General features: G+C 43.6%; 8 protein-coding genes. 2 read left to right on the top strand and 6 right to left on the bottom strand.

Translation table 11 applies throughout. The annotated features are described in order from the left end of the window. Positions 1-284: 284 nt before the first annotated feature. The 5 genes from M3183_RS13025 to kdgD form a co-directional block, all read right to left on the bottom strand. Complete coding sequence (locus tag M3183_RS13025) at positions 285-1,601, bottom strand: MFS transporter (RefSeq protein WP_251470342.1); 1,317 nt, start codon at positions 1,599-1,601, stop codon at positions 285-287. Between the two features lie 124 nt (positions 1,602-1,725). Continuing rightward, positions 1,726-3,075 (bottom strand): enolase C-terminal domain-like protein, encoded by a 1,350-nt coding sequence (locus M3183_RS13020; protein WP_251470341.1) that lies wholly within the window; start codon positions 3,073-3,075, stop codon positions 1,726-1,728. 117 nt (positions 3,076-3,192) lie between these two features. Beyond that, positions 3,193-4,728: a galactarate dehydratase gene (gene garD / locus M3183_RS13015; RefSeq protein WP_251470339.1), complete on the bottom strand. Its 1,536-nt coding sequence runs from the start codon at positions 4,726-4,728 to the stop codon at positions 3,193-3,195. A gap of 156 nt (positions 4,729-4,884) precedes the next feature. Further along, complete coding sequence (gene gucD, locus M3183_RS13010) at positions 4,885-6,348, bottom strand: alpha-ketoglutaric semialdehyde dehydrogenase GucD (protein ID WP_251470336.1); 1,464 nt, start codon at positions 6,346-6,348, stop codon at positions 4,885-4,887. A 16-nt stretch (positions 6,349-6,364) separates the two neighbouring features. Continuing rightward, positions 6,365-7,297: a 5-dehydro-4-deoxyglucarate dehydratase gene (gene kdgD, locus M3183_RS13005; protein WP_251470332.1), complete on the bottom strand. Its 933-nt coding sequence runs from the start codon at positions 7,295-7,297 to the stop codon at positions 6,365-6,367. A 327-nt stretch (positions 7,298-7,624) separates the two neighbouring features. Between kdgD and gudD the strand changes: the two genes are divergently transcribed. Together gudD and M3183_RS12995 are read left to right on the top strand one after the other, a co-directional pair. Beyond that, positions 7,625-8,983 (top strand): glucarate dehydratase, encoded by a 1,359-nt coding sequence (gene gudD / locus M3183_RS13000; RefSeq protein ID WP_311315371.1) that lies wholly within the window; start codon positions 7,625-7,627, stop codon positions 8,981-8,983. Positions 8,984-9,156: 173 nt separating this feature from the next. Next, positions 9,157-9,858, top strand: a complete 702-nt coding sequence (locus tag M3183_RS12995) for a FadR/GntR family transcriptional regulator (RefSeq protein ID WP_251470330.1) — start codon at positions 9,157-9,159, stop codon at positions 9,856-9,858. 818 nt (positions 9,859-10,676) lie between these two features. Here M3183_RS12995 and nagZ read toward each other — a convergent pair. Continuing rightward, positions 10,677-11,981, bottom strand: a complete 1,305-nt coding sequence (gene nagZ / locus M3183_RS12990; protein WP_251470327.1) for a beta-N-acetylhexosaminidase — start codon at positions 11,979-11,981, stop codon at positions 10,677-10,679. Positions 11,982-11,989: the final 8 nt, after the last annotated feature.

Below are 11,989 nucleotides of genomic sequence, written 5' to 3'. Positions count from 1 at the left end.
ATAATCCAACTGAAACGCCAACAGTCAGAGAGGCTTGTTGGTGTTTCCCCTTTATCTATTTTGTACATCTCTATAGGGTTTTCTATCATATTTCAATAATTGAGTTCTAGTGTTTTCATCCTCTTCCTCTATTCATCTGCATATGAAAACATGGCCAATCTTCCCAGATTTAACGATAATAAAAAAGAAGAAGTGCCATAAGCACTCCCCCCAACAATCGCTTCCTTTCCAGCAGTCAAAAGCTGTTAAGGTAGCAGCCAGTATTTTACATGATAGATATCAAATTATCTTTTACCTGCTAATTCAATTCTTTCAGGCTTATTGACGATGAAGATGTAGGACAGGGCTCCTATTAACATGACGGCAGCAACAAAAGTAAGAGCGCCGCTAAAGGAATGGGTTTTGGCAAAGATTAACCCAATGACAATAGGAGTTACAATGCCGGCAATATTCCCAATGGTATTGAAAATGCCGCCTGTTAAACCAACCAATTCTTTTGGTGCCATATCACCGACAAGCGACCAGGTAAGTCCAGCCATGCCTTTTGCGAAGAAGGCAATCGTCATAATAAGAATAATGAGTACGATATTGGAAGTAAAGTTCGCTAAAACGATAATGCATGACAACAGAAATCCTGTAATAATCGGTGTTTTACGAGCCACCGAAAGGGACTTATTCTTTTTCAATAATATATCTGAAATAATTCCGCCTGCAATTCCTCCTAAAAATGCTCCTATGTATGGGACGGATGCGGCAAACCCTGTCTGGATCAATGACAGACCTTTTTCTTCTACCAAATATGTAGGAAACCAGCTAAGGAAAAACCAAACGATGGTATTCATCGCGTACTGGCCAATATAAATTCCAACCAATTGCCGATTTGTCAACAAAAGACGAACATCCCCCCAATTCATTTTTCGTTTTTCCGCTTTATCGGCTAATCCGCCGCCTGAATTGATATACTCAATTTCCGCCTGATTGACACGAGGGTGGTTATAGGGCTCACGAACAAATTTAAACCATAGAAGTGCCACGACAATACCTGCTCCTCCTGAAACCCAGAAAACATGGGTCCAGCCGAAGTCTTTTAAAATCCATGTCATGACAGGCGTAAAAAGTGCTAATCCAAAAAATTGTGCAGAATTATAAATCGATACAGCCCGCCCGCGTTCATGCTGCGGAAACCACATAGTAGTTAATCTGCTGTTGCCCGGAAAGGAAGGGGCCTCCGTTATACCCACTAGGAAACGTAAAATGAATAATCCTAGTAATGTGCTGATAAATCCTTGAAAAAAAGTGCATGTAGACCATAATAATAAGGCAGCTCCGTAGACATTTTTTGCTCCAAACCGGTCGAGCAGCCAGCCGCCCGGGATGTTAAAAATTGTGTAAGCCCAGTTAAAGGCTGAAAAGGCAATCCCCATTTTTACCGCATCGAAGGCAAGGTCTTCTCTCATGACCGGAGCGGCAATTCCAAGAGCAGAACGGTCAATATAATTAATAATCGTTACAACAAATAACATAGATAGAATCAAATAACGGACATTGGTCTTTTTAGGCATTTCAACATGAGAGTGGATCTGTCGAGCAGTATTATTCATTATTTCTACTACCTCCAATACCTGTTTAGTTTCTGCCTTTTCCCCTTAAAGCAATGAATCAGCCATCTGCTTTTAAAGTAGTAAGGAAAGACATTCATGATTGCGGTTCTTTACCATTCCTTCTTTATCTGACCATACAGGGCTTTTTGGCATCATATTTCCAATCTTTAATCAAGTATTGCATAGAAATGGAATCATCACGATCATGATAGGGCAAACGGTGATATAATTCATTTGCTTTCATGACTTTATCCATATTGATGTCTACACCTAATCCCGGCTTATCAGGTAATTTTATCACCCCGTCTCTTATTTGCAGGGAATGATCGCATAATTCCTGGCCGTCCTGCCAGATGTAGTGTGTGTCAATAGGAGCAATATTTCCTGGTGCTGCAGCAGCTACTTGTGCAAAAGCGGCTAATGTAATGTCAAAGTGGTTATTAGAATGCGATCCCCAGGTTAAGCCCCAGTCATTTAATACATAGGCCATACGAATGCTGCCGTTTAAAGTCCAGAAATGCGGGTCCGCCAGCACAATGTCCACTGCTCTAAGGGCTGCTGCATGATGGAATTGACGCCAGTTCGTAGCAATCATATTCGTCGCGACCGGTAAACCTGTTGCATCCTTAAACTCCGCCATAATTTCACGGCTGGAGAATCCTGCTTCAGGGCCGCATGGGTCTTCAATATACGTCAGAATATCACCTTTTCCTTTACAAAGCTTAATGGCTTCTTCCAATGCCCAGGCACCATTTGGATCCAGATTGATTCTAGAGTGCGGGAAAGCTTCATGTAAGGCTTGAATGGCTTCCATTTCTTCTTCTCCACGAAGAACGCCGCCCTTTAATTTGAAATTCTGAAATCCATAACGATCATGTGCCGCTTTTGCTTGAACCGTAATTCCTTCCGGCGTTAACGTTCCCAACCGTCTGACACGATCCCAATCATCTTTCCATTGAGTTTCACGCAAATAAGGAAGATCCATTTTTTCCGTATCTGCAATATAGAATAAATAGCCTAAGAAAGGAACTTCTGTCCGCTGCACCCCTCCCTCGCCAAGCAATGCAGCAATGGGATGGTTCACAAATTTTCCAAACAGGTCCAGCATGGCACATTCAACGGCCGCTTCTGCCTGAACAACAAATTTCAAATTTGCTAAATTTAATCCCTGCAATCCTTCACCCGTGTCTCCTTCGACACTCAAGCCGCCTCTTCGTATGGCTGTTATACAGCCTCTGTAATTAGCGATTTCTTGTCCGACTACAAATGGCCGATAACTCTCCAGCATTCTTGTAATGTCTTTACCGCCATGAATTTCACCAATTCCTGTATTCCCCGTTTCATCTTCCAAAATGACAATATTACGGGTGAAATAAGGGGCATGGCAGCCGCTTAAGGTAAGCAGTGCACTATCATATCCTGCAACTGGAATCACTTTCATATCTGTTATAATAGGGGATCCGTGATTTCTCATTACCTGAACACCTTCCTAGATTTTTTAAAAAATAAGCTGATTACGCTATTAATTAGATAAAGATAGGAGGGATTCCCTATTATATAGGGAAAGCACTCCTATCAAAGATTCAGCCATTTACGTAATAGGCGCCGGGTTGAATAAAGCTAAATCATTTTTCAAGCCCCATTGTTCCGTCCATGTTTTCTTGTGTCCGCTTGCCACATCTAAAATAAAGTGGAAAATTTCCCAGCCTGCTTCTTCAATCGACTTTTCCCCTGTAGCGATGCTGCCGGCATTGATGTCAATCAGATCTTCCCATTTCTCTGCTAAAGCATTACGGGTAGCTACCTTTATGACCGGGGCCATCGCCAGTCCATAAGGGGTTCCTCTTCCGGTTGTAAACACTTGAAGATGAATCCCGGAGGCAAGCTGCAATGTTCCGCAAACAAAATCGCTTGCCGGTGTTGCCGCAAAAATCAACCCTTTTTTATCCGCCCTCTCACCAGGTGAAAGGACTCCAGAAATGGGGCTGCTGCCAGATTTTGCGATTGAACCTAATGATTTTTCTACTACATTCGCTAACCCGCCTTTTTTATTTCCTGGAGAGGGATTCGCACTTCTGTCCACTTCTCCCCGAAGCAGGTACTGATCATACCATTCCATTTCACGAATTAATGCCTTTCCGACTTCCTCATTCACGGCTCTTGGCGTCAATAAGTGAATTGCATCCCGGACTTCTGTCACTTCTGAAAATAAAACGGTTGCCCCTGCCCTTACCAATAAATCAGCCGCATAACCGACAGCTGGATTCGCCGTAACACCTGAGAAGGCATCACTGCCCCCGCATTGGAGGCCAATAACAAGATCAGAAACAGGACAAGTTTCCCGCTTCCTTCTATTTAACTTTATTAATCTCTCTTCAGCCATCTCCATGATCGACTGGACCATGCTCATAAACCCGCTCTGATCCTGCAGAGACAAGATATCTCTCTCTTCCCGGTCCGGCGCAATTCTCATAGGAGAAAGCTTCTCACACCCCAGTCCAATGACCAATGCCTCATCCCCAAAATTCGGGTGCTTTGCTAGATTGGTAATGGTTCGAATCGGAATTTCAGCAAGAGGAGCATTAATGGCCACACCACATCCATAACTATGGTTAATGGCCACAACATCATCTACATTTGGATACTTTGGTAGAATTTCCTCTTTTATTTTTTTCACGGCAAAATCAAGAACACCGGTGACACATTGTACACTTGTGGTAATCCCTAAGATATTCTTGATTCCCGCACTGCCATCCTTGTTTCGGTACCCTTGAAACGTAAAACCCTCAAGCGGCGGCATGGATTCCGGCACCTGACTCGCGATAGACAGCTCTTTTAAATCGGGAGAAGAAGGAAGCTTCACCAACGACTCATCCACCCAGCTGCCTTTCCGGATGAAGGCTGCGGCATAGCCAATCACTTCACCATACCGGATAATCGCATCATTCTCTTTTATATCGGTTAAAGCCACTTTATGTCCCTGCGGCACCCTCTCAATCAGTTCAAGTCCGCATGGAAAAACCGCACCAGGTTCCAGGCCCCACGTATTTACCACAATAGCCACATTGTCTTTTGGATTCACTTTAATATAAAGAGGTGTTTCTTCTACTTTTATTTTCAAATTCATGATCCTCCCCTATAAGAGATTCCTTCAGCAGAGTCTTCCAACGCTTTTTCGAGTCCAAAGGCAGTCAAATAGACTGCCTTTTTCATAGATTCCTATCTTTGCCGCCGATTCATGAAATAGGAAGTAAACCTTTTCTCCCAGACCCTCTTATTGTTCTTACTTCACAAATACAGTTTTAATAGAAGTAAAGAATTCCTTCGCAGCTTCACCTTGTTCACGGGAATGAGAGCTTGAATTTTTCATTCCGCCAAATGGCGCCTGCAGCTCTACACCTGCACTTTCGGCATTTACCCGGATTAATCCTGCTTCCATGTCTTGAACAAATGTAAGCAGATGCTGAATATTTGTCGTAAAAATGGAAGCGCTCAAACCATATTGCACATTGTTCGCAATCTGAAGAGCTTCTGCTACTGACTCCGCTTTTAGCAATGCAATGACAGGTCCAAAAATTTCTTCCTGTACAATGGTCATATCTGATGTACATTGATCAAAAATAGTTGGTTCTACATAGAAGCCGTTTGCAAGATCGCCCTGCTCTAACCGTCTGCCGCCGGTAAGAAGAACAGCCCCTTCTTCCCTCCCTTTCTCTATGTAGGACAGCACGGTTTTCAGCTGATTTTCATTTGCACTTGGTCCCATCCATGTCGCGCTGTCAAGACCATTTCCAACCGTAATTTCCTGTGTCTTTTTCACAAGCATGTTCTTAAACTCTTCATATATACCTTCTTCCACAATCACTCGGCTTGTGGCTGTACACTTTTGCCCTGTTGAAAGGAAGGCTCCGGCAATAACAGCTTCTACAGCAAGGTTAAGATCGGCGTCTGCTGCTACTATGACTGGATTTTTTCCGCCCATTTCAAGCTGATACTTGGCTCCGCGCCCAAGTGCCGCCTGCCCAATTCTCTTTCCAACACTGTTTGAACCAGTGAATGTAATGCCATTGACCTCTTCGTGTTCAGCAATCCCTTGGCCAATAACACTGCCCGGTCCTGTGACCATATTGACAACACCGGCAGGGAAACCTGCTTCCTCAAAACATTCGATGATTTTGGCACAGGTTACAGCTGTTTCCGTTGCTGGTTTAACGACAATCGTATTCCCATATACAAGAGCTGGGGCCATCTTCCAAATCGGAATCGCAATCGGGAAGTTCCATGGTGTAATCACCCCTACAACCCCAAGCGGGACACGGGTGGTAAACATAAGGGCTGAGCTGTCAGAGGATGGAATCACATCGCCGACTTTTCTCATGCCTTCCCCTGCATAATACTTCAAAATAGCAATCCCGCGCGCTGTTTCTCCTTTTGTTTCAGCAAATGTTTTTCCCATTTCTCTTGTGGCACATTCCGCTATTTCATCCATCCGTTTTTCAAGTATACCGGCTGCTTTATATAGATACTCTCCACGCGCTGCACCGGACAGTTTGCGCCATTTCTCTTTTGCTTCTTTCGCCGCTGTTACTGCTTGATTCAAATCGTCTAAAGAGGACTTTTGTATATATCCAACAATTTCTTCTTTATTAGCTGGATTAATACTCTTCTCTACTGCATTGGAAGAAGAAGCGATCCATTCGCCGTTAATATAATTGTTATAGGTTTTCGTTTGTACTTTTGTCGTCATGAATTCCACTCCCTTATTAGTTTGATTGAACTGGTGTATTTTTTGGAAAACGATTCAACGCTTTATTCAAAATAGACTCTAATTCTTTGTAATGTTCTTTCTCTACTGGAAGGATGGGCAATCTTACATTTTGCCCGGCCGGAATTCCCATTATTTCCATACCGGCTTTAATGAGTGAAACGGCATAACCGTTACGCTGGCGGCGAATATGGTTAATTGGCAGAATAACATGCTGGTAAATCTCATTAGCTGTGTCTTGATCACCGCTTAAGATTGCTTGGTAAAACTTTCTTGAGATGTGCGGGATGTAATTCGAAATCGCTGAAGAGTAAGAATCGAATCCCAATGGAATATAGGCTGGCATGGTTACTTCCGCCAGCGGCATACCGTTCAGCCAGCTGAACCGCTTGCCGAATGTTTGGGTAAGGATGACATTTAACTCCATATTGCCTAAACCGTCTTTTACACCCACAACCTGCGGAACTTCTGACAACGTTTCCAAAACAGGAACGGATAATGAGACATGATCACGCTGATAAACAATCGCATTTAAATCTGTGCTTTCAGAAATGGCTTTTAAATAAGCTGCCAGGCCAGCCTGCTCCCCAGGTACTAGATATGGAGGTAAAATCAAATAGCCATCGGCCCCTTTATCTGCTGAAATCCTAGTAAACTCCAGGGAAGTTTGAATATTCCCGCCAACTCCTGTGTATACAGGCACCTTTCCGCCTGCTATAGATACTGCTGTTTCTATCATTGCTTCATATTCTTCTTTGCTTAATGATTGGTATTCTCCTGCTCCACATGCAACAAAGATGGCCTCAAGCCCCTCATCTACTAAAAATTGAATATTGGAAGCGAGCACCTTCTCATCCAGTTTATTGTTTTCAGTAAAAGGTGCAATGGGGAATCCCAAGATCCCTGTTGGAGCCTTACGTTCTGTACTCATTTTTGTTCCTCCTTTTTTAGCTGATTGTTTTATTTGTTTTATTGTAAGACAAAATGATGATTTGAGTCAACATCAAAATTTTTATATTCTGAAAAAATAAATAAAAGAATTGACAAACAATTAAAATTGTCTTACATTTGGGTAAAAATAAAGTATTGACGGCCCTACGTTGAAATGGATTCTGTTTATGTAACCGTTCCCTTTTCGCGGGCACTATCTATTATTCTAGTTACCATTTTAATAGGGTATTAACCATCCTGGTTGTGCGGCCTTTTTAAAATGGTAAGCGTTTCAATTCATGTGAATATAATTAAAGGAGTGAAGTAAGTGGATACACCATTAACTCAAGAAACAATAAAAACAGGTACACCTATTATTTCGGAAATGTATGTCATTCCAGCAGCTGGATGTGACAGCATGCTTCTTAATTTAAGCGGCGCTCATGGACCTTACTTTACGCGTAATATTGTGATTCTTAAAGACAATGCAGGAAATACAGGTGCTGGTGAAGTCCCAGGAGGAGAAAAAATCCGCCGGACACTTGAGGATGCAAAACCATTGGTGGTAGGCCAGCCAATCGGTACATATAACAATATTTTAAACAAAATTCGAAAGCAGTTTGCGGACCGGGATGCTGCTGGCCGCGGTCTGCAAACATTTGACCTCCGTGTCACGATTCATGCTGTAACCGCCTTAGAAGCAGCACTTCTTGATTTAGTCGGCCAATTCCTGGATGTACCGGTTGCCGCTCTTCTCGGTGAAGGACAGCAGCGGGATAAAGTGGAAATGTTAGGCTACTTATTTTATGTTGGCGACCGGCATCAGACAGATCTTCCTTATCAAAGCAGCCCAGATGCAGAAGATGACTGGCTCCGCCTGCGCCATGAAAAGGCGATGACTCCGGAAGCCATTGTCAGGCTGGCAGAAGCCGCCCATGCACGCTATGGATTTAATGATTTCAAATTAAAAGGCGGGGTCTTGCGCGGGGAGGAAGAAATCGAAGCCGTAACGGCGCTTGCCGAACGATTCCCGGAAGCTAGAATTACCCTTGATCCAAATGGCGGCTGGCTGTTAAAGGACGCTATTCGGCTCTGCCGGAATCAGCATCATATATTAGCTTATGCGGAAGACCCGTGCGGTGCGGAAAATGGCTTCTCCGCCCGTGAAATTATGGCCGAATTCAGACGTGAAACAGGGCTTCCTACGGCAACAAATATGATTGCTACCGATTGGCGGCAAATGGGGCATTCCATTCAGCTCCAATCCGTAGACATTCCCCTTGCAGATCCACATTTTTGGACGATGCAAGGCTCTGTCCGCGTAGCCCAAATGTGCCACGATTGGGGATTAACATGGGGATCACATTCCAATAATCACTTTGACATTTCACTAGCAATGTTCACCCATGTGGCAGCAGCAGCTCCAGGGAAAATAACAGCGATCGATACCCACTGGATTTGGCAGGATGGGCAGCAGCTGACTAAAGAACCTTTTAAAATCAAAGGCGGAATGGTGGACGTCCCTTCTAAACCTGGCCTTGGAATTGAAATAGATATGGAACAGATTGAAAAGGCCCATCAGCTTTACCAACAAAAAGGGCTCGGGGCACGGGATGATGCCATTGCCATGCAATATCTGGTACCTGGTTGGAAGTTTGACCCTAAGCGGCCTTGCCTTGTGAGATAATGGGAAGCTTTGGTTTTCTTAAACCAAAGGAAAAGTAAAACCATCGTAGGTATTCAAAGTGCGCTGCTCTTTTGAGTGGCGCATTTCATTTTGCCCCTATGAGGTTAAAATGTGATATTATATAATTAGTCTTACAAAAAGAGGAATGTAACATAGAAAGCGAGGTGCAATCATTGTCATTATCATCAAATAAACTAGGTGTTCAATCCGTACACCGCAACACTCTATCCAAACAAGTCGTAGACCGAATTGTACAACTGCTCGTAAGCGGACAAATGAAATCCGGTGACAAACTGCCTCCTGAAACAGAATTAATGAAGGAACTGGATGTAAGCCGTCCTGTATTGCGTGAGGCCCTTAGTTCACTTGAAACACTTGGTGTCATTTCAAGAAAAACACGTGAAGGAACCTTTTTTAATAATAAAGTAGGTTCTCATCCTTTCTCCGTCATGCTGGCGCTTGCTACCGATAACCTGCCGGCGATTGTCGAAGCACGTATGGCTCTAGAACTGGGCCTTGTTACAATAGCAGCTGAAAAAATAACGGATGAAGAGCTGGAAAAGCTAAGAGAAACCATCGATATTATTGCAAACAGCAAAGATAATAACTACGGTGAAGCAGACAAAGAATTTCATCGTATTATCGCAATGAGCGCCAATAATCCCATTGTCGAGGGAATGATTGATTCATTGCTCATAACCCATAACAAAATGGACAGTCTCATCCAATACCGGGAACAAGAGTTAACGGTTGCCTTTCATCAGGGCATCTATGATGCATTGGCAGCCCATGACCCCCAAGAAGCATTTAATCAAATGTACAAACATCTAAACTATGTACGCAAGAAAATCCTTGGAGATGCCAATTTAAATTAAATAACGTGAAAAAAGGGGTTCGCTATGTTCTTAAGGTTGTCGAACTCCTTTTTTATTTGTTTTGGCTGGATTTTTAATTTGGGTGGGTCTTTCGGAGGCGGGCAATCGGGCTCTCTCTTTTACCTTTGCAGGTGGGTTAAGAGGATCTGCAGGCAAAAGACCAAGCTTGATTTTTACCCTTGCTCTGCTGTTCATCCTCTGACAGGTAAAATCAACCCTCTTTTTTTACCGCTGACTCCTTTTTTCTTCTCCCGCGGGCAGAATTCACGCTTGATTTTTACCGTTACACTGCTGGTTTCCTGCTGGCGGGTAAAATCAACCTTCTTTTTTTACCGCTCGCTCCTTTTTTCTTCTCCCACGGGAAGAATCCACACTTGATTTTTACCGTTACACTGCTGGTTTCCTTTTGGCAGGTAAAATCAACCCTCTTTTTTTACCGCTGGTTCCTTTTTTCTTCTCCCACGGGCAGAATTCACGCTTGATTTTTACCGTTACACTGCTGGTTTCCTCCTGACAGGTAAAATCAACCCTCTTTTTTTACCGCTCGCTCCTCTTTCCTCCTCCCGCGGGAAGAATTCACGCTTAATTTTTACCGTTACACTGCTGGTTTCCCGCTGGCGGGTAAAATCCACCTTCTTTTTACCATTGTCCTCCTTTCAGAATACCCACAGTAAATAGAACTCATCTCTATTTACCACCATGAGTATTACCTAGGGCAGGTAAAAAAATCTTACCAACCCAGCAATCTACTAAGAAAGAAAGCTCGCCACATTTCAGCACCGTCAAAAAAAAGAAGCAGGAACTTAATCCCTGCTTCATCACTTCATCTCTTCAATTGTCCTTTTATGCTCGGCACTTCCAACCACTTGATCTGCATTCGACGGTGAAACCGGCTGATCGTTTACGTTTTCCAGCTTATACGTTAAAATCCGTTTCACCGATTGGTTGATCCGGTCTTCGCTTAGTTTCCCATCTTTGACGGCCTTGAGGATGCCATTGTACAATTCCACCTGGTGGTTGTATTCATGGCAGACCAGCAAAAGATCGGCTCCTGCAGAAATGGCCATATATCCTAACTGATCATAGGAATAATATTTACTGACGGCCCCCATATCCAGGTCGTCTGTGACGACAATTCCTTTATAACCTAATTGATCCCGAAGCAGATTTTGAATAATCGGCTTGGAGATGCTGGCAGGCATTTTTTCATCGAATGCCGGGTATTTGACATGGGTCACCATCACAAAGAATTGATTGTCCTTTTGGGTCTCAATCATTTTTTTAAATGGGACCATATCAACCGTTTCAAGCGTTTGTTTATCTGCTTTTACAATGGATTCGTCCAGGTGCGGATCGACTGTCACCCGGCCGTTTCCAGGAAAGTGCTTAATGGTTGCTGCAACCTTGGCATCATTCAGCCCTTTTATTGCCTGCAGTCCTAGATTAAAAGCCTTATCAGTGTTGCTTCCAAAGGAACGTTCATCCCGATTCGATAAATCCAAGACAGGGGCAAAATCGACCTGTATGCCCATAGCTGCCAGTTCATCTCCGTTCAGCCGGCCAATTTTGTACACATCTTCCGGAACACCGCGCAGTCCTAACTTCTGCTGTGAAGGAATAGGTGACACTTGATCCCGCATCCTTAGCACGGGGCCGCCTTCCTGATCAAGCCCAATCATTAACGGAATCGAAGTATCATTTTCCCCCGCTTCCTGTTTCAGTTTGTTCGTCAGTCCCGCTACCTGTCCTGGTGATTGCATATTGCGGTCAAACAGGATGACGCCGCCTACTTTTTCATCGCGGATCAACGATTTAATATGGTCGTCTTCCTCTAAACCTTGAAACCCAACCATCATCATCTGACCAATCTTATCACGCAAGGACATTTTTTCAATCAGTTCATCTGCTTTTTCTTCAGTCGTTTGTAATTCCTGAGCAGCCGGTTTTTCCTCATCTTTCTTTGGAGGGGGTTTTTCTTCCCCTTTCGAGCTCTCAACTTTTTGCTTATTTGGAGCGGACTCTTGACCGCTTTTTAAAAACTGAAAAGCAGCTCCTCCGGCAATCAGAAGCACGATGGCAATCAGCCAGTATGCTCCTTTCCTGCTCTTTTTTCTTCTATCCATTCTTGTCA

This window comes from Neobacillus mesonae (assembly GCF_023715155.1).
GTDB classification, from domain to species: Bacteria; Bacillota; Bacilli; order Bacillales; family Cytobacillaceae; genus Neobacillus; species Neobacillus mesonae_A.
Note: the sequence above shows the minus strand (reverse complement) of the source record. Positions and strands in the feature narration are given on the sequence as shown.

Coding starts and splice junctions, on each gene's coding strand:
- M3183_RS13025 (WP_251470342.1), bottom strand. CDS start 1,601: ATGAATAATACTGCTCGACAGATCCACTCTCATGTTGAAATGCCTAAA.
- kdgD (WP_251470332.1), bottom strand. CDS start 7,297: ATGAGTACAGAACGTAAGGCTCCAACAGGGATCTTGGGATTCCCCATT.
- M3183_RS13020 (WP_251470341.1), bottom strand. CDS start 3,075: ATGAGAAATCACGGATCCCCTATTATAACAGATATGAAAGTGATTCCA.
- nagZ (WP_251470327.1), bottom strand. CDS start 11,981: ATGGATAGAAGAAAAAAGAGCAGGAAAGGAGCATACTGGCTGATTGCC.
- gucD (WP_251470336.1), bottom strand. CDS start 6,348: ATGACGACAAAAGTACAAACGAAAACCTATAACAATTATATTAACGGC.
- garD (WP_251470339.1), bottom strand. CDS start 4,728: ATGAATTTGAAAATAAAAGTAGAAGAAACACCTCTTTATATTAAAGTG.